At 70.9% G+C, this 16,752-nt stretch carries 18 protein-coding genes; 8 read left to right on the top strand and 10 right to left on the bottom strand.

Annotation, left to right across the window (positions count from 1 at the left end):
* Positions 1–22 precede the first annotated feature (22 nt).
* A complete protein-coding gene (locus tag M3Q23_06900; protein ID MDP9341823.1) occupies positions 23–580 on the bottom strand; it encodes a septal ring lytic transglycosylase RlpA family protein in 558 nt (185 codons plus the stop codon).
* Positions 581–941: 361 nt separating this feature from the next.
* Here M3Q23_06900 and M3Q23_06895 point away from each other — a divergent pair, with 361 nt between their 5' ends.
* Positions 942–1,886, top strand: coding sequence for a 4-hydroxy-3-methylbut-2-enyl diphosphate reductase (locus M3Q23_06895; GenBank protein ID MDP9341822.1), 945 nt, complete (start codon positions 942–944; stop codon positions 1,884–1,886).
* Between the two features lie 45 nt (positions 1,887–1,931).
* On the opposite strand, the gene M3Q23_06890 is transcribed toward M3Q23_06895, so the two are convergent.
* Together M3Q23_06890 and M3Q23_06885 are read right to left on the bottom strand one after the other, a co-directional pair.
* Entirely contained in the window at positions 1,932–3,134 is a 1,203-nt protein-coding gene (locus tag M3Q23_06890) for a potassium channel protein (protein ID MDP9341821.1), read from the bottom strand.
* The gene (locus M3Q23_06885; protein MDP9341820.1) at positions 3,127–4,365 is read right to left on the bottom strand and encodes a magnesium transporter; all 1,239 of its coding nucleotides are present in this window, start codon (positions 4,363–4,365) and stop codon (positions 3,127–3,129) included. Before M3Q23_06885 ends, M3Q23_06890 begins: the two co-directional genes overlap by 8 nt.
* 135 nt (positions 4,366–4,500) lie before the next feature.
* Between M3Q23_06885 and M3Q23_06880 the strand changes: the two genes are divergently transcribed.
* A complete protein-coding gene (locus M3Q23_06880) occupies positions 4,501–4,791 on the top strand; it encodes a hypothetical protein (GenBank protein MDP9341819.1) in 291 nt (96 codons plus the stop codon).
* A 19-nt stretch (positions 4,792–4,810) separates the two neighbouring features.
* Here M3Q23_06880 and M3Q23_06875 read toward each other — a convergent pair whose 3' ends face one another.
* The 3 genes from M3Q23_06875 to M3Q23_06865 form a co-directional block, all read right to left on the bottom strand.
* On the bottom strand, positions 4,811–5,122 hold the full coding sequence (locus M3Q23_06875) for a 4a-hydroxytetrahydrobiopterin dehydratase (GenBank protein ID MDP9341818.1): 312 nt from the start codon (positions 5,120–5,122) through the stop codon (positions 4,811–4,813).
* 58 nt (positions 5,123–5,180) lie between these two features.
* A complete protein-coding gene (locus tag M3Q23_06870) occupies positions 5,181–6,503 on the bottom strand; it encodes an MFS transporter (GenBank protein ID MDP9341817.1) in 1,323 nt (440 codons plus the stop codon).
* 83 nt (positions 6,504–6,586) lie between these two features.
* The gene (locus tag M3Q23_06865; protein ID MDP9341816.1) at positions 6,587–7,135 is read right to left on the bottom strand and encodes a hypothetical protein; all 549 of its coding nucleotides are present in this window, start codon (positions 7,133–7,135) and stop codon (positions 6,587–6,589) included.
* A 1,656-nt stretch (positions 7,136–8,791) separates the two neighbouring features.
* Here M3Q23_06865 and M3Q23_06860 point away from each other — a divergent pair.
* Positions 8,792–9,982, top strand: coding sequence for a L,D-transpeptidase family protein (locus M3Q23_06860; GenBank protein MDP9341815.1), 1,191 nt, complete (start codon positions 8,792–8,794; stop codon positions 9,980–9,982).
* Positions 9,983–9,991: 9 nt separating this feature from the next.
* Here M3Q23_06860 and M3Q23_06855 read toward each other — a convergent pair whose 3' ends face one another.
* Both M3Q23_06855 and M3Q23_06850 read right to left on the bottom strand, forming a co-directional pair.
* Positions 9,992–10,750: a DUF72 domain-containing protein gene (locus M3Q23_06855; protein MDP9341814.1), complete on the bottom strand. Its 759-nt coding sequence runs from the start codon at positions 10,748–10,750 to the stop codon at positions 9,992–9,994.
* 45 nt (positions 10,751–10,795) lie between these two features.
* Positions 10,796–11,431 (bottom strand): hypothetical protein, encoded by a 636-nt coding sequence (locus tag M3Q23_06850; GenBank protein MDP9341813.1) that lies wholly within the window; start codon positions 11,429–11,431, stop codon positions 10,796–10,798.
* A gap of 32 nt (positions 11,432–11,463) precedes the next feature.
* Here M3Q23_06850 and M3Q23_06845 point away from each other — a divergent pair, with 32 nt between their 5' ends.
* The 3 genes from M3Q23_06845 to M3Q23_06835 all read left to right on the top strand — a co-directional run bounded on the left by M3Q23_06845 (position 11,464) and on the right by M3Q23_06835 (position 13,848).
* Positions 11,464–12,435 carry an LLM class flavin-dependent oxidoreductase gene (locus M3Q23_06845; GenBank protein MDP9341812.1) on the top strand — a complete coding sequence of 324 codons (972 nt, stop codon included), beginning with the start codon at positions 11,464–11,466 and terminating at the stop codon, positions 12,433–12,435.
* Between the two features lie 91 nt (positions 12,436–12,526).
* Positions 12,527–12,856 carry a ferredoxin family protein gene (locus tag M3Q23_06840; GenBank protein MDP9341811.1) on the top strand — a complete coding sequence of 110 codons (330 nt, stop codon included), beginning with the start codon at positions 12,527–12,529 and terminating at the stop codon, positions 12,854–12,856.
* A 101-nt stretch (positions 12,857–12,957) separates the two neighbouring features.
* Positions 12,958–13,848 carry a ferritin-like domain-containing protein gene (locus M3Q23_06835; protein ID MDP9341810.1) on the top strand — a complete coding sequence of 297 codons (891 nt, stop codon included), beginning with the start codon at positions 12,958–12,960 and terminating at the stop codon, positions 13,846–13,848.
* Between the two features lie 7 nt (positions 13,849–13,855).
* On the opposite strand, the gene M3Q23_06830 is transcribed toward M3Q23_06835, so the two are convergent.
* Positions 13,856–15,046, bottom strand: a complete 1,191-nt coding sequence (locus tag M3Q23_06830) for a Coenzyme F420 hydrogenase/dehydrogenase, beta subunit C-terminal domain (GenBank protein MDP9341809.1) — start codon at positions 15,044–15,046, stop codon at positions 13,856–13,858.
* 167 nt (positions 15,047–15,213) lie between these two features.
* On the opposite strand from M3Q23_06830, the gene M3Q23_06825 reads away from it, so the two are divergent.
* Positions 15,214–15,669, top strand: coding sequence for a cupredoxin domain-containing protein (locus tag M3Q23_06825; GenBank protein MDP9341808.1), 456 nt, complete (start codon positions 15,214–15,216; stop codon positions 15,667–15,669).
* Positions 15,670–15,708: 39 nt separating this feature from the next.
* Here the strand turns inward: M3Q23_06825 and M3Q23_06820 are convergent, their stop codons facing one another.
* Positions 15,709–16,056, bottom strand: coding sequence for an iron-sulfur cluster assembly accessory protein (locus M3Q23_06820; GenBank protein MDP9341807.1), 348 nt, complete (start codon positions 16,054–16,056; stop codon positions 15,709–15,711).
* 47 nt (positions 16,057–16,103) lie between these two features.
* Here M3Q23_06820 and M3Q23_06815 point away from each other — a divergent pair.
* The coding region (locus tag M3Q23_06815; GenBank protein ID MDP9341806.1) for an SDR family NAD(P)-dependent oxidoreductase at positions 16,104–16,752 on the top strand (649 nt) is incomplete at its 3' end.

The raw sequence follows: 16,752 nt of genomic DNA, 5'->3' as shown, positions 1-16,752 counted from the left end.
CCGGGCCGAGGGGCCAGGCTGGTCAGGTCTCTCGAAGCTTGACCGACCGGATGGGGATCACGCCCGCGCCGAGCGGCGCGAGCTTCCGGAAGGCCTGCGGGCACAGGTCCAGGATCCGGGCCCGGCTCCCGAAGGGGCCACGGTCGAGGACCTGGACGAAGACGTATCGGTCGCCGTGCCGCACGGACACCAGCGAGCCGCAGGGGAGGGTTCGGCTGGCCGCGTACATCCCGCGAAGGGGGACGCCGCAGGCGCCGATGGTGCCGGTCTGGTCGTAGTAGGTGGCCAGGCCGGCCTGGTGGGACACGGCCTCGTGGAAGTGCTGCATCCGCCACCGGTGGCGAAGGACGTGGGAGAACTCGCTCCGCTTGTACCTGCCGGCGTGGGGGTGATTGCGCTGCCACCTGGTGTAGGCGGCCTCCAGGGACTTGCTGTGGTGCCACCCCTCGTGCCAGACGATGGGATCGAGCTGCCACCACCGGGACACGTTTCCGTGTGCTCCGGCGGTGGTGGCGGGCACGAGCACCAGGAGCGCGGTCAAGGTCAGCGCCACCACCGTCCGGCGGCGCCGTGAGTTCATATGATCCATACGCGTTTTCACCCCCGCGGAGGGGCAGCGGAGTTATCGGCCTCCGGCAGCTCCGCGGTAGGTCGTGGGTGTTGGATCACCTCCTCCTTCTCGTCGACGTCCGACCTGTTGTCCCCCCGTCCGGCCCTCCGGACCCTCGCCAGGCACGCCGAGGGCACGCGGAGGCGGAAGGGCAGTTGGAGGGGTGAGATGGGATTCGGGCGCGCCGAGTATATGGAGGGGGATCGCCGAGTGACAACGTCGTACGACGTATTTTGTTACGACAAACGATAGATGGAGAATTCGTGGCAGCCGCCCCTGACCAGGCACTTCGGGGCTCCGAAACGGGCGGCGAGGGTACGATGGAGCCGTGCTGAAGAAGATCCTGCTGGCGGCACCCCGCGGGTATTGCGCCGGGGTGGAACGCGCCGTGGATACGGTCGAGCAGGCGCTGGCCACGCACGGTCCACCCGTCTACGTGCGGAAGCAGATCGTGCACAACCTGCACGTGGTCCGGGAGCTCGAGGCCAAGGGCGCCGTGTTCGTGGAGGACGAGGCCGAGGCCCCCGAGGGGTCACTGGTGGTGCTGTCGGCACACGGCGTCGCGCCGGAGGTGCACGCGAACGCGGAGGCCCGGGGCCTCGCGGTCATCGACGCCACCTGCCCGCTGGTCACGAAGGTGCACCTGGAGGCCCAGCGCTTTGCCCGGGAAGACCGCACCATCCTGCTGATCGGGCACGCCGGGCACGAGGAGGTCGTTGGAACGAGCGGGCAGGCCCCCGAGAGAATCGTCCTGGTGGGCAGCCCGGAGGAGGCGCGGCGGGTCCGGGTTCCCGACCCGGACAACGTGGCCTACCTCACCCAGACCACGCTCTCGGTGGACGAGACCAACGAGATCATCGAGGTCCTCCGGCAGCGCTTCCCGCAGATCCAGGGGCCGCCGAAGGACGACATCTGCTACGCCACCCAGAACCGCCAGGATGCGGTGAAGGAGATCGCCCGCCGCTCCGACGTGGTGCTGGTGATCGGGTCGCGTAACTCGTCGAACTCCCGTCGCCTGGCCGAGGTGGCAGGGGAGGTGGGCACGCCGGCCCACCTGGTGGACGACGAGACCGAGGTCGACCCGGCCTGGCTGGAGGGCGCCGAGGTCGTGGGGCTGACCTCAGGCGCGTCGGCGCCGGAATGGCTCGTGCATCGTATGGTGGCCTGGCTGGGCAGCAAGGGAGCCATCGAGGTCGAGGAGATCCGCGTCCGCAAGGAGAACGTGCACTTCTCCATGCCCCCCGCGCTCCGCCGCCTCACCGCCCTCGCGCGGTAGCCCCGCGGCGCTGCGGGCGATCGACGGTAGATCGACCGGTCGCCGCTACGATTCCCGGAACGCGCCGGCGGGTGTGGCGCACAGCTTGGCCAGCTCGTCGGCGCCTTCCTCTGGGCCGATGGAGATGACCCGGTCGCCGGCCTGGAGCTCGAAGCGGGCCCGGGGCCGGTAGATCCACCGGCGGCCCCGCTGCACGGCCAGCACGAGCATCCCCGTCTCGGTCTCCACCGCTAGCTGCTTCAGCGAGTGCCCCTCGGCCGCGGAGCCCGCCTCGACCATGGTCTCCACCGCCACCTCTTCCGTTTCCTCCAGAGCCATGCGGACCACCGGGTGGAGCTCCTCGCCGTGCTCGACCAGCCAGGTCATGTCGCGCGCGGCGTCGAAGATCATCTCGCTGGCGTAGCCCAGCCGGAGCAAGCCTCGGAGCTCGTCGGAGTTGCGGGCCTCGGGGGCGGCCTTCAGGACCCAGGACTCCAGCTCGTCGTGGAGGAAGTCGCTGCGGGCCTCCAGCGTGGCCACCTCGGCGGCCAGGGCGGGGTCGTTGAACAGCAGCGCCGAGTAGGCCAGGCCCACGGCCACCTCCGCCGAGTTCTTCATCTCCACCAGGATGTCCACGGCCCGGTCCAGCTCGTCGAGCGGAGGGCTCTCGTAGTCGGGACCGGGCGGCAGCGGCGGCGCGCCGGCGACCTGGCGGATCAGGTTCACGCTCTCCTCGGGACCCTGGAACAGCAGGACGTCCCCGTCGGTGATCACGGTCTCGCCGTGCGGGTCGAACTCCCACTCGCTTCCCCGCCGAACCGCGATCAGCCACGCGCCGATCTCGGATGGCAGCATCAGCTCGCGGAGCGACTGCCCGATGGCGGTGGAGCCCTCCCGGACCTTCACCCGGCCCACGATCTCGTCGGCGTGCCGGAGGTCGCGGCGCAATGCGTCGGGAATCCCGAGCTTGGCCTGCACCACCCGCGCGATGTCGGAAGCGGCGTCGCCGATCTTCTCGATGGCCGCCGCGATGTGGAGCACCCCGCCCATGGCCTCGGCGTCCTCGGGGCTGCGGGCGGCCAGCATGGCCACCTCGCGGAGCCGGCGGAGGTAGCCGTCCATGCGGCTCTCGAGCTTCTCGACCTCCTCGGCCAGGTCCTCCTCGTTGAAGAAGACGGCACCGTAGGCCAGGTCGACCATCAGCTCGGAGGCATCCTTCGCCTCGACGAGCAGCTCCTTGACGTTCCTTGGCGGTTCCGGATCAGCCATGCGTGACTACCCCCAATAGTGACAGAACGAACAGGAACGAGAGCACGCCGGCCAGGTCCATCGCGCTGGTGATCACGGGGACCGACTGGTTGTCCGGGTCCAGGCCGAACCTGGCCGACAGCACGGCGACGTAGTACCCCACCACGATGGCGACGACCGTGGCGATCATGCCGGTCAGGAGCGTGCCGCCGATCATCACCCCCGCCCCCAGCGACTTCCCCACGAACAGGCCGTACACGTAGCCGATCACGCCGACCACCGTGAACACGACCGCGCCGGTCACGAACACCAGCGCACCGTCCAGCAGCGCGGCGCCCTCGGGCCGGGCCCTCGGCGACAGAAGACCGAGGTGGAGCTTGGAGGACAGCCGCGAGGACAGGATCCCTCCCAGCGCCCCGGCGTTCGACACCAGGGGCGGGATGATCGCGAGCAGCGCCGGGAACTCGTGGAAGCGGTTGATCCGCGGCTCCACCAGGGTCCCGGCCAGGATGTCCAGCAGCGGTGTGAGCACGATCACCCCGGTCATCTCGAGGATGGCTCGCCGGGCCAGGGGCAGTCCCGTCAGGAACCCGCGGACCGTCGCGTACAGGCACACCACGATCGAGGTCGACGCGACGACGGTGGAGACGATGTGCGCGTCGCGGACGATGAACGTGGCCAGGAACAGCGACGGGATGGTGACCATGTCGCCGGAGGCCGTGACGATGGGGGTGGACACGGCGTCCAGGTCGTAGCCCCGGCGCACCGCCACCAGGGACAGCCCGATGGTGAGGGCCATGGCCACGGCGGACCCCAGCACGCCGCCGATCACCGAGATGGTGACGAAGTCGAAGAACGAGATGGAGCGCAGGCCGAACGCGAGCGCGGACAGCCGGGCCAGCGCGGCCAGGTACAGGCACGACGAGAACGTCGTGATGACCCCGACGTAGACGTTTTGGAACAGCACGCCGCGCCGGTCCCAGCTCACCTCGAACAGTCCGGCGTGCGTGCTCGTTCCCAGGCGGGCCCCGATCGCGCCGAAGATGGTCCCTTTCATCCCGACGGCCGCCGGGATGAGGATGAACAGCGACGGAAGCAGGACCAGCGTCTTGGAGATGGAGCCGAGCGTTATGCCGGCGACGAGGCCCGCGGCGGTCGAGAGCAGGAGCGCGGCAAGGCCCTGGCGGAGGGTCCGTCGCTCCGCCAGGAAGTAGGCCCACAGGCTCCGCGCGCGGCGGGGAGGAAAGGCCATAAGGGCACGCTCATCGGTCTCATGTCGTCTGGGGACTCCGGGCTCGGGGAAACCCGCGGAAGTATGGCCCCCGGCATCGGGCCGCGGCAACCCGAGCACGGCCGTTCGGGCGCTCGCTGTGGCAGCATGGGTGCGATGAGCGTCGAGTTCACCGACTGGGCGGTGCAGATCCTCCGCCGGAGCCACGAGGCGGCCCGCCGCTTCAACCCGGACGCCACCGTGCGGATGTTCCGGGAAGGAGCGGCCGTCCGCTTCGCGCTGACGGACCAGCCCGAGGAGGGCGACGAACGGGTGCAGGCGGACGGGTTCGAGCTGCTGGTGCAGCAGGGCCTGTCCGGGCTGATCGACGTCGTGGAGCCGCACGACCAGCTCGTGCTGCGGCCAGGCGGCTCCGTACCGAACCCTCGGGAGCCCGACCACCGGTGAGGGTGAAGTCTCCGCTGGGTTAGAAGCCCGCCGGCTCCTCGATCGCCTCGATCCGGTGGGCCAGGGCGATGTCCTTCTCGGTCACGCCGTCCTCGGACCACGTGTGCAGGGCCACCCGGACCCGGTTGTAGTGGTTCTCCAGGTCCGGATGGTGGTTGGCCTCCTCGGCCGCGTCCGCCAGCCGGTCGATGAACGCGATGGCATCCAGGAACGAGGGGAACTTGTACTGCTTGAAGATCTCTCCCCGTTCGTATCGCCACCCCGGGAGTTCGGCCAGGGCCTCGCGGATCTGGTCCTCGGTCATCCCGGCCATGGTCGAAGGGTACGACACGGCCAGGTGTGGGTACCGGGACCTCACGAACGCCTTCCCGGCGAGCCCATCCGGGCGATCAGGCCGGCGTTCCGGCTTGGTAGCGCCAGAACTGGGGGACGGCCACGGCGATCGCCGCGACGCCGGCCAGGCAGGCAACGCCCCCCGAGACCACGGAGATGAACGGGGTGAACGCCTGGGCCACCATGCCCGCCTCGAAGTCGCCCAGCCGGGGCCCGCCGGTGACCACCAGGATGTGGATGGCCGAGAGCCGCCCCCGCAGCTGGTCGGGTACGGACAGCTGGAGGATGGCCGAGCGGAAGACCGCCGAGATGACGTCCGCCGCGCCGGCCGCTGCCAGCAGCACCACGGCCAGCGGCAGGTTGTTCCCGGCGAAGCCGAAGGCCACGATGCCGGCTCCCCACAGCGCCACGGCCACGATCACGGCCCGGCCCTGGTGCCGGACACCTCCCACCCATCCGGCGGTCAGCGCCCCGCCCAGCGCGCCCACGGCCAGGGCCGAGAACAGGACGCCGACGATCTCCGGCCCGGCGTGGAACTGCGTGACGGCCAGGATGGGGAACAGGGCCCGCGGCATCCCGAAGACCATGGCCACCAGGTCGATGACGAAGGTGGACTGGAGCACCCGGCGACCCTTGAGGTAGGCGAAGCCCTCCCGGATCGCGCTGATCCCGGAGGCGCGGTGCTCCTCCCCGGCCGGTGGCATCGGCCGCATCAGCATGCCCGCGGTGATGGTCGCGCCGTACGTGATCACGTCGATGCCGTAGGCCCAGGGCAGGCCGAACGCACCGATGACGACCCCGCCGGCGGCGGGGCCCAGGATCGCGGTGGAGTTCCACATGACCTGGTTCAGCGCGATGGCCGACGGTAGGTCCCGGCGGGAGACCAGATACGGGGTCATGGCGGCCTGGGTGGGGGAGGCGATGCCCGCCAGGCCCGCGCTCAGCCCGGCGCCGACGTAGATCAGCGTGAGCGGCGGGTGCGGGAACAGCGAGTTGACCAGCAGCAGGGTCGAGCACGCGGCGAAGCCGAACTGCATCCCCAGCCACAGCTTTCGGCGATCGACCGCGTCCACGATCCCGCCCGCCGCGATCGACATGAGCACCAGTGGCACCAGCTCCACCAGCCCCACCAACCCCACGGCGGAGGCCGAGCGGGTCAGCTGGAACACCTGGACGAAGATCGCCACGTGGTACATCTGGTGCCCCGTCTCGGAGATCAGCTCGCCGGACCACAGGAGCCGGTAGTCGCGGTACGACCGGAGCGGCGAGACGTCGACAGCCAGCCCCCGGAGGGTCTTCCCGACCCGGGCCGCCCGGGAGGAGGATGGGTCTCGGGTGGGGGTGCCCTGTTCCAGCTCGGGCGGTCCGGACGTGCCCATCCCGGCGAGCCTAGCAGCGCCGGCTGAGCGCTCCGGAAGCGTGCCTCATCAGCGCGCCGACAGCGGGGGTTGCGGGCCCGACGTCAGCGCGGGCGCACGTGCAGGACCTGGGCCAGGGCCCGGCCGTCCCAGCCGCCCAGCAGCCAGGCCTCGGTGGAGGTGCCCGCCACGGCGGCGTCGGACACCGCTCGGGCGAGATCGGCCAGCCGCGTGACGGTCCCGCCCGCCGGGTCGACCTGGAAGACGGTCCGCACGGCGTGGCCTCCCGCGTCCAGGCCGCCGATCACGTACACGCGGTCTCCCAGCGCCACCGCCGCCGCGTGACCGAGGGCCGACGGCAGGTGGCCCAGGACCGATACGTTTCCGCTGGTGCTGTCGAACCGGTAAACCGTGGAGACCGGCCCGGCCGAGGACACCCCGCCCGCGATGACCAGGTCGCTGCCGGAGGCGGCAACCGACGCGTAGCGAAGCCCGGTGGGGAGGGTTCCGGCCTGGGTGAAGTGCACACCGTCGGTGGTGGAGTAGATGGTGCTCTGGGGCGTGGCGCCGTCGTAGCCGCCGACCAGGTAGACGGTGCCGCCGACGGTCGCGGCGGCCAGGTCCGACAGCGCGTGCGGGAGGTGGCCGGCCACCGAGCCCTGGCCCGTGCCCAGGTCGAAGGCCTGTACCACGTCGGTGCTCGCGCTCGATCCCCCGCCGAAGACCAGGAGCCGTCCGCTCAGGACGGCCCCGGCGGCGTCGTGGAACGGATCCGGAACCGACCCGAGCGAGCTCAGCTTGCCGCTGCCAGGGTCCAGCGCGAACACGCCGTTCACGGACTGTCCGGACGCGCTGAGCCCCCCGCCCACGTAGATGGTGCCGCCCGACCAGACCGCCACCGCTCGCTGCACCGGGGCGGGGAGCGGTTTCGCGGCCGTGATCGCCACCGGACCCGTGCCGGGGGACGGGGTCGGGGTCGGGGTGGGAGATGCCCGCAGCACCAGGCTCCGGATCTGGGGCATCCGCATGGCCACGGCGAAGGGCAGGAAGTCCATGCCGTCCGGCGTGTTCAGGTATCCGGGAGCCGTCCCGGCGACGTCCGTGTGGCCGTACTGCCACACGACGCGGTCCTGCTTGGGGTCGATCAGGACGACCCGGTGCCGGTAGTCGTCGTTCACCGCGACCAGCCCGTTGGGCAGGGGGAGGGCCAGCGATGGATGGTCCAGCGCGCCGGAACCGGAGCTCGGGCCGTACTCCCACAGCACCTTGCCCTTCGTGGTCATCTCCAGGACGTGCCCGGGCGAGGAGTAGTCCGCCAGCAGGACCCGGTCGTTGCCCAGCCACTGTGCGTCGGAGGGGTACCGGACGGGCGCCTGGAAGGCCCACAGCAGCTTCCCGTGGGCGCCGATGCCGTCCACCCACGAGCCGTTGATCTCGGTGACGATGGTCCCCCCGCCGGGAAGCGGCGTGTCGCCGTTGGGTGCGGAGACCAGCCGTGGCGGATCGTGCCCGCACGCGCCGGTCGTCCCGATCTGCCGGGTGATCTTCTTCGCTGGCGAGATGAACAGGACCCGGCAGTTCCCCACGTCGGCCACCGTGACCGTCCCGTCCGGGAGCATGTAGGCGTCGTCGGGGGTGTGCAGCAGCCCCGGTGAGCTGCCCTTCACGTTCACCGTTCCGTAGCTCCACAGGATGTCCCTGCCGGGGAACGAGATGACCTGGATGGTCTGCTGCTCCTCCTGGTTGCTGATGATCGAATGCCAGCCCGGGGTGAAGAACGTGTCGTCGTCGAAGTTGAAGGGCGCGGCCGGGGTCGTCCCCGGCCGGGGGTAGGCCCACAGCACGTCCTTGCGGCTGTTCACCAGGAGCATCCGGTCGTTGCCGCGGTCGGCGATCAGCAAGTAGCCGGGAATCGGCCCGGGTACGTGCAGCGCAGCCGAGGGTGACGGGGTCGGCTGCGGGGTGGGGGCCGGCGTCGGCGAGGCGTCCGAGCCGCCGCCCGGCGAGGCGGAGGCCCCCGCCTGGACCGACCGGTCGCCGTGGCGGGTCAGCGCGATGACCGACGCCGCGACCGCGACCGCGACCACCACGGCGACGAGGACTCCGACGGGGAGGCCGGCCCGGGCGTGCCGCCCCCTCATGGCCCCCCGCGAGGCGCGGGGTCGGCCCCTGCTTCCATCACCGGGGCACCCTAGCCGGTGGCCCGGCATTTCGCTTCCGCCAAACGAGGGGTGGAAATCTGGCCGCCCACCCCTGAAGATACGGGTCCGGCCTCGTCGGCCGGCCCGGAAACCACGAGATCAGGAGGAATGGTGCGAACTCGCGCCCGCAACGTCGTCGCCGTGCCGGCCGGACGGGTGGCGGCGCTGCTGGCCGCCCTGTCGTTGGTGGCCCTCCCCGCCCAGGCCGCCGCCGCCCCGTCGGTGTCGCTGCTGGCCTCGCCGCCGGTGGTCACCTTCGGCGAGCCCATGACGCTGTCGGGGCGGATCACTCCCTGGCACGCCGGCCAGACCGTGACCATCGCGGACCGGTCCGGGAACGTGCTGGCCACCACCACCACGGCCACGCAGGGCAAGTACTCGACGCAGTACGCCCCCCGGGGGAACGTGTGGGCGCACGCCGAGTACGGCGGGATCTCCAGCGCCACCATCAAGCTTCGGGTCCGTCCGCTCCTGACCGTCCGCCTGACCGAGGTGCACGTGTTCGGGACGGCCGTGGTCCGGGGGAAGGTCCGGCCGCTCGTTCCCGGTGGGAAGGTGGACCTCACGCTGCTGAACGGGTCACGCCGGGTCCTCCAGCGGACCGTGGCCCTCCAGGATGGAGGCTCGTACTCCACCGAGGTGCCGGTCGGCGAGCCCGGGACCTATCGGGTTCGCGCGTCGTTCTCCGACCCGGACCATGCGCCGGTCACGGTCCTGTCCTCGCCGGCGGCGGCGGGTGCCCAGTCGCTCCACGTCGGCTCGAGCGGGCCGGTCGTCCGCGCCCTCGAGGAGCGCCTGGCGGAGCTGGGGTACCACCTGGAGGGTTCCACGGACGGCACGTACGACTCCCGGACCGCCGACGCGGTGATGGCGTTCCGGAAGGTCCAGGAGCTCGACCGAGTGACCACCGTCGACTCGTCGGTGTGGCGGGCCCTGGCCGACCCCCGGATCCCCAAGCCCCGGTTCACGAAGCCCGTGTTCCACATCGAGGTGAACCAGACCCTCCAGGTCCTGTTCGTGGTGAACGACGGCAAGGTCACCGACATCCTGCACGTCTCCACGGGGAAGCCCAGCACGCCCACGCACGACGGCCACTTCAACGTGTGGCTGAAGGAGCCGGGCTACAACGACAAGCTGATGTACTACTCGAGCTTCTTCGACAACGGCCGGGCCATCCACGGGTACTCGGACGTCCCGACCTACGCGGCCAGCCACGGGTGCGTCCGCATCCCCATCTGGGCCGCGACGTGGATGTACGGGCTCGACCCCGTGGGGACCTCGGTCATCGTCTACCACTGATCCCGGCACTCACTCTCTCGTCGAGGGCGATCCCTGCTGCCGAACCACGGCGAGCCCGGTGTCCTCGAGGAGGTCGATCAGCGTGGCGGCGTCCCGAACGGCCGCACCCCCCGTGTCGTTGTTGAAGTAGACGTACACGTCGGTCGCGTCCATTCCGGCGATGCGATCAGCCCATCGCCGGAGCTTCTCGCGCGTGTAGCCGGGGGCGAACGGCCGGCCCTGATGGAACCGGATGTAGCTCCACCCGCCGGTCACGACGGTGGGCACGCGCCATCCGGGGCGGTCCGCCAGCACGGAGGCCGCGCCGGCCCGGTCGAGCGCCTCGTGGACCTCGGGCGTCCGCCACGAATCGTCTCGGAACTCGAAGGCCGCCCGCATGTCCCGGGGAAGGATCCCCAGGAACGCGCGGAGGAGCTCGATGTCCACGCCGAACCGCGGGGGCAGCTGGAACAGCACCGGCCCGAGCTTCGGCCCGAGCTTCCGGGCCCGGCTCCAGAAGGGCTCGACGGCGTCCGCCGCTTCCCGGAGCCTCCGGATGTGGGTGATGTACTGGCTGGCCTTCACCGCCACGACGAAGCGGTTCGCGGACACCTCCCGCCACCGCCCGAACGTCTCCTCCGTGGGAAGCCGGTAGAAGGAGTTGTTGACCTCGACCGTGGGGAATCGTTCGGAGAAGAACCTGAGCCACTCCCGCTGGGGAAGGCCGGGGGGGTAGAACCGCTCCTTCCAGTCGCGGTACTGCCATCCGCTCGTCCCGACCAGGATCATGCTTCGAGTCTGCCCCCGGGCTCTCGGAGCCAACCGGCCGCTCGGTCAGCCGAGCAGCTTCTGGGCGAAGACGCCGATCCGGTCCGCCACCTCTCGTTCCCGTTTCCAGAAGAAGTGATCGGTGTCCGGGATGACGGCGATCTCGGCTCCGGGGATCCGGCGGGCCAGCCGCCGAAGCTCCGGGAGCGGCGAGAACTGGTCGGCCCTCCCCACCACGAACAGGACCGGGCGATCGAGCGCGGCCAGCTCCTCGCGATCCGGCGGTGGGGGCAGCGCCACGGAGGTTTCCGAAAGCGGGAAGCCCACCAGGGCCAGTCCCGCGACGCGCCGGTCCTGGACCGCCTCCCGCAGGGCCACGCTGGCGCCGAACGACCACCCCGCCACCAGGGTGGGGGCCGGCGCCTCCTCGCGCACCCGTCCCACCGCGGTGCGGAGGTCGAGCAGCTCGTCCACGCCGCTGCCGAACGAGCCTCCCGACCCCATGATCCCGCGGAAGTTGAAGGCCAGGACCGACAGGCCGCGGCGGACCAGGGCGCTCCGGACGGCCCACAGCAGGGGGTGATCCTTGCTGCCGCCGTGCCGGGGATGGGCGTGGCACACTACGGCCGAGCCGCGAGGCGTGCCTTCCGCGTCGTGGATCTCGCCCGCCAGCTCCACGCCGTCCTCGGTTGGAAACCGCACCGGCCGCACGGCATGCGACGATGGCAGACGGCATGCAGAACGCGCAACGCGGCCAGGCGACGGGCGTGTCGCTCCGAGAGCCCATCCCCTGGCACGACTTCGTCCAGATCGTCCGGACCGCGGAGGAGACGGGGTACGAAGCCTGCTTCGTCCCCGAGATCAGCGGACGGGAGGCGTTCTCCACGCTGGCCGCCCTAGCCCACGCCACCGACCGGCTTCACCTCGGAACCGGGATCGTCCCGATGCACACTCGCCGAGCCACGGTCACGGCCATGGGAGCGGCCACGGTGCAGGAGCTGTCCGGCGGACGGCTCGTCCTCGGCCTCGGCACGGGACCGCCCGGGCCCGGCGCCCTGGAGCGCCTCCGGAGCTACGTCGTGGCGGTACGCACGGCGGTGGCCGGACTGCCGTTCACGCCTCCCGACGCCCCGGGGGAACGGGCCGAGCTCGCTCTGGTTCCCGATCCCGCCCCGCCCATCTGGATCTCGGCCCTGGGGGAGCGGTCCTTCGCCCTGGCCGGAGAGATCGCGGACGGTGTCCTGCTGAACTGGTGCACGCCGGAGCGCGTGGCCCGGGCCCGGGACGTCGTGGCCGACGCCGCCACGCGGGCGGGCCGAGACCCCGCTGCGGTCACCATCGCGGTATACGTGCGCGCCAACCTGGCTGACGAAGAACCCGTGGCGATCGAGGCGCTGAAGGGGGCCGCGGGCCAGTACGCGCTCATGCCGCACTACCGGAGCCAGCTGGAGGCGATGGGCCTGGGGGACGACGCGGCGTCCGCGGCCCGTGCCGCGGCGTCGGGGCGCCCGGCCGAGGTCCCGGAAGCGCTGGTCCGGGAACTGTGCCTGGTGGGTGATCCGGAAGCGGCGAGGGCTCGGCTCGACGCCTACCGGGCCGCCGGCGCCGACCTCCCCATCGTGTACCCGGTCCCGGGCCGGGACCCCGTGTCGTCCATGATGGGGACGGTCCTGGCCGCGGCTCCCTCGTCGGCCCTCGAGGCGTAGGCAACGCCCGTGGCAGGCGGGTTGCGCCCCGTGCATCCGGGAGTAGACTCCTATTTACACGGTCAACACGGTCCATAGGAGGAAAACTCTCGTGACCTACACCATCTGCGAGCCCTGCATCGACGTGAAGGACCGTTCATGCGTCGACGAGTGCCCGGTCGACTGCATCTACGAGGGGGGCCGGATGCTCTACATCCAGCCCGACGAGTGCGTGGACTGCGGCGCGTGCGAGCCGGTGTGCCCGGTCACCGCGATCTTCTACGAGGACGACGTTCCCGCGGAGTGGAAGCAGTTCACCCCGATCAACGCCGAGTTCTTCAGCGACACGGTGAGCGGCATCGGCTCGCCCGGAGGCGCCGCGCAGGTCGGCCCGTCCGAGAAGGACCATCCCGTCGTGGCGAACTGGGGCACCGCAGGCTGACCTCGCCCCGGGGGCCGTTCCCCGGGACCCTTGATCCGGACCTAGGCCCGGTGCGAATTCCCGGCGATAATTCGCTGGAAGACGCCCGTGGGAGGGATCCGGTGGAAGGCTTCGATCTGGACAGGTATCTCCGCGCGTCCAAGAAGGTGGACCTCGAGGGGGTTGCCTGGCACCGGGTGAAGGACCATCCGCTTTCGGTGGCGGAGGCTCGATGCCTCGCCTACATGATGGACATCGAGACGCACACAGTGATCTACCTGCGCGACCTCCTGGCCACCTCGGCGGCGGTCGATCCCGAGGTCACGGCGTTCCTGTCCTGCTGGGTATACGAGGAGCTCTGGCACGGCGAGGCCTTCAGCCGCTTCCTCGGTGAGGCGGGCTACCGGCTGGCCCCCGACCATGAGGCCGTCCGGGGCGACGCCCCGTATCCGTCCCGGCGGGCCCGGGTTTCCTGGATCCGGCGCAAGCTCACCGGGAAGGGCTACGCCTCCCACCTCGCGTCGATGGCAGGGTCGCTGCTGGTCAAGGACTTCGTGGCCCTGCACATGGCATGGGGGGCGGTGAACGAGCTCATCACGCTCTCCGCGTACCACCGCATCGTCGACCGGACCGAGCATCCGGTCCTGGTGGACCTGCTGTCGCGGATCATCAAGGACGAGCGCCGCCACTTCGCCTTCTACCGCGCCCAGGCCCGGCTGCGCCTGGCCCGGAGCCCTCGGGCCCGAAGGGTGACCCGGTGGGCCATGGAGCGCGTTTGGGCGCCCGTCGGCACCGGCGTTCGGCCCCGGAAGGAGACCGACTTCGTGGTGGTCTCGCTGTTCGGGGACGAGTCGGGGCTCGCGGCGGCGCGCGAGATGGACGAGACCATCGCGGAGCTCCCGGGCTTCGCCGGCGCGCACATCCTGGAGCGGGCGCTCGAGGAGGCGGTGGAACGGACCGGGACGTCGAGCCGGCGCCGCCCCAGCGCGATGCCGATGGCCGCGCTGCGCTGAGCCGGGCTCAGGACGGCCGCTGGGCGGGCACCGTCGGCCCGGCGATCTCCGTCGCCGGGACGCCGCCGCCGACCTTCCCGTTGGCGTGAGCCCCGGGGAACGACCACTCCTCGGGAAGCCGGTCCACCGGCCAGCGCTCCCGCTGCTTCGCGGCGAGCTTCTCCATCAGCGCGATGGCCTCGGGGTCCTCGTGGCCGGGACGCCACTCCACCACGCCGGCCTCCACGGCCCGGCGCCAGACGTCGAGCCCGAGGTCGGACCGGATGATCGTGAGGGTCCATCCCTCCCGCTGGCCCAGGCCGCCGAAGGAGATGTCGGCGTGCTCGGCCGCGAAGTCGGGGCACATCGTGCATCCCGGCCGGGTCCACGTCCGGGCTTCTTTGAGGGGGATGTTCACGACGTCGCCATCGGTCGTGTACACGATGACCTTGCCCTTCACGTTGATGCGAGCGATCCGGTCCCAGCCGATCCCGAGCTCGTCGTGGATCTTGTGCTGCATGAGGCCGTCGTAGGTGAACGACTTCGAGCACAGCAGGCCGAACGTCCACGCCACCCGCTTGCGCCACTTGTTCACACGGCGCGCCTCCAGCGCACCGGTCACGCTGGCCTGGCACGACATGCCCACCAGCGCGACCTTCGACAGGCCCATCTCGGCCGCCTTGACCAGGGCCAGCGGGTTGGCCGAATAGGTGTAGCGGGACCCCGCCGTGGCCAGCACGCCCTCCAGGTCCGTGACCACGGTGGGCTCGGCGTCCCAGGGACGCTCGGCCGACAGCTTCGAGGTCAGCGCACCGTCGATCTGCCCGGTCTCCAGCCCCCAGATCAGCAGCGCCGACACGACCCCGCCGTCCTGGCCCTGCGCCAGCACGCGGGGATCCGCCGCTCGGGCCAGCACGATCTCCTGGTGCACCCCGATGACCTCGTCGATGGACCGGGTCCGCCCGAACAGGACGCGGTCGATCTCCGGTTCCCATTCCCGGAACCGCGGACAGGCCCGGGTGCAGATGTCGCAGCCCCGGTCACCATGCGAGCAGTGGTCCGGCCCTTCCTCCTGCAATTGGACCGGCTTGTAGTCCTCGTAGCCGAGCACGTGGAATGGGCACACCACCACACAGGCCGAACAGCCTGTGCAAAGGCCGGAGACAACGACCTCGTCGTACAGGTCGCGCCATTGCGTCTTGTCCGTGGGGGGGCTCACGTGCGCACAGTATATGGGTCGCCTGGCCCGATGGTCCGGTCCTATGACCCGGCGAGGCGGGCCGTTCGGCCTCTCTCGCAACCGATCCAAGCCGCATCCGGGCCTCGGCCGTAGTACCCACCGTGCTCCGGTCCGTCCTTTCCATTCGCTGAGGTCAGGGAGGTGCCATGAGGTCGACGGTGTGGAAGTCGGTGCTGGTGCTGGTGGCGGTGGTTCTGCTGGGCGCCGCCTGCTCGAGCAACAGCGAGACCACCACAGGTGGGTCCACGGGCCCGTCGGAGTCGGGCAGCGCGGGCGGGACCATCACCATCGGAAGCGACACCGCGAACAACCACGGGTCCAAGGACGTCTCGGGCCAGAGCTCCATCGCCGTCGAGCAGGACGACTTCTACTTCAACCCGACCATCATCACCGGGACGGCGGGCCAGAAGGTCACCATCAAGCTCGAGAACGAGGGCAGCACCACGCACAACTTCTCGCTGGAGGACCAGAACATCGACCAGGACGTCACGCAGGGGCAGGACGCCACGGTGACCGTCACGTTCCCCCAGTCCGGAACCCTGGAGTTCTACTGCAAGTTCCACCGGGCGTCGGGGATGGTGGGTGAGCTGTCGGTCTCCTGACCGGGACCGGCATCGCCGCCGGCCGCCGGCAAAAGGTGGCTAGATGGCGAAGGACTTGCCGCAGGTGCACTCGTGGACGGCCTGCGGATTGTAGACCTTCAGCCCTCCGCCCAGGAGCGAGTCGTTGAACTCGAGGATGCTGCCCTGGAGGATCGGCGCGCTGCGGCCGTCCACCAGCACCTCCAGCCCGAACGCCTCGATGACCTGGTCGCCGTCGGCGCGCTGGTCTTCCAGCCCGAGCTCGTAGGTGAAGCCGTCGCACCCGCCGGCCACCACCCGCACTCGCAGGTACGCGCCGGGCTTGCCCTCGCGCTCGGCGACGCTGCGCACGCGCCGGGCGGCCTTCTCGGTCACCGTCAGGGCGGGGGTCTCGGTCCGGATGTCCACGTGGTCCATGATATCGGGTGGATGGAGTTCGAACCTTTCGCCGAGGCATGGACCTGGGGCTGAGCGGCCGCCCGGCCCTGGTCGCGGCGGCCAGCCGGGGCCTCGGGTTCGCCTCCGCCCTGTCGCTGGCCCGAGAGGGTGCCCGCGTGGCCATCTGCGCCCGCGACGGCGAGACGGTGCGGATGGCGGCGGAGGAGATCCGCACGGCCACCGGCTCGGACGTCGTCGCCATCACGGCGGACGTGTCGCGGGCTGACGACGCCGTCCGGTTCGTTCGCGAGGCAGCCGACGCGCTGGGCGGATGCCACATCCTGGTGACCAACGCAGGCGGGCCGCCGCCCGGGCGGGCCGTCGACATGACGGACGAGGACTTCCTTCGGGCCATCGAACTGAACTTCCTGTCGGTGGTGCGGATGGTCCGGGAGGCCCTCCCGCACATGCGCCGGGCGGCCTACGGGCGGATCGTCGCCATCTCGTCCTCGTCGGTGAAGGAGCCCATCCCCGGGCTGGCCCTGTCGAACGCCGCCCGGGCCGCCGCCACGGGGTACCTCAAGACCCTGGCCCGCGAGGTCGCGGCGGAGGGCATCACCGTCAACGCCGTGCTGCCCGGGCGCTTCCTGACCCAGCGGACCCGTGAGCTGGCCGAGAGCTCGGGGAACGACCTGGACCAGGAGCCGGCGGCCCGGGCCGCCGCCG

This window comes from Actinomycetota bacterium (assembly GCA_030774015.1).
Taxonomy (GTDB): Bacteria; Actinomycetota; UBA4738; order UBA4738; family JACQTL01; genus JALYLZ01.
Note: the sequence above shows the minus strand (reverse complement) of the source record. Positions and strands in the feature narration are given on the sequence as shown.

Coding starts and splice junctions, on each gene's coding strand:
- M3Q23_06890 (MDP9341821.1), bottom strand. CDS start 3,134: ATGGCTGATCCGGAACCGCCAAGGAACGTCAAGGAGCTGCTCGTCGAG.
- M3Q23_06860 (MDP9341815.1), top strand. CDS start 8,792: ATGGTGCGAACTCGCGCCCGCAACGTCGTCGCCGTGCCGGCCGGACGG.
- M3Q23_06855 (MDP9341814.1), bottom strand. CDS start 10,750: ATGATCCTGGTCGGGACGAGCGGATGGCAGTACCGCGACTGGAAGGAG.
- M3Q23_06900 (MDP9341823.1), bottom strand. CDS start 580: ATGAACTCACGGCGCCGCCGGACGGTGGTGGCGCTGACCTTGACCGCG.
- M3Q23_06845 (MDP9341812.1), top strand. CDS start 11,464: ATGCAGAACGCGCAACGCGGCCAGGCGACGGGCGTGTCGCTCCGAGAG.
- M3Q23_06885 (MDP9341820.1), bottom strand. CDS start 4,365: ATGGCCTTTCCTCCCCGCCGCGCGCGGAGCCTGTGGGCCTACTTCCTG.
- M3Q23_06825 (MDP9341808.1), top strand. CDS start 15,214: ATGAGGTCGACGGTGTGGAAGTCGGTGCTGGTGCTGGTGGCGGTGGTT.
- M3Q23_06870 (MDP9341817.1), bottom strand. CDS start 6,503: ATGGGCACGTCCGGACCGCCCGAGCTGGAACAGGGCACCCCCACCCGA.
- M3Q23_06880 (MDP9341819.1), top strand. CDS start 4,501: ATGAGCGTCGAGTTCACCGACTGGGCGGTGCAGATCCTCCGCCGGAGC.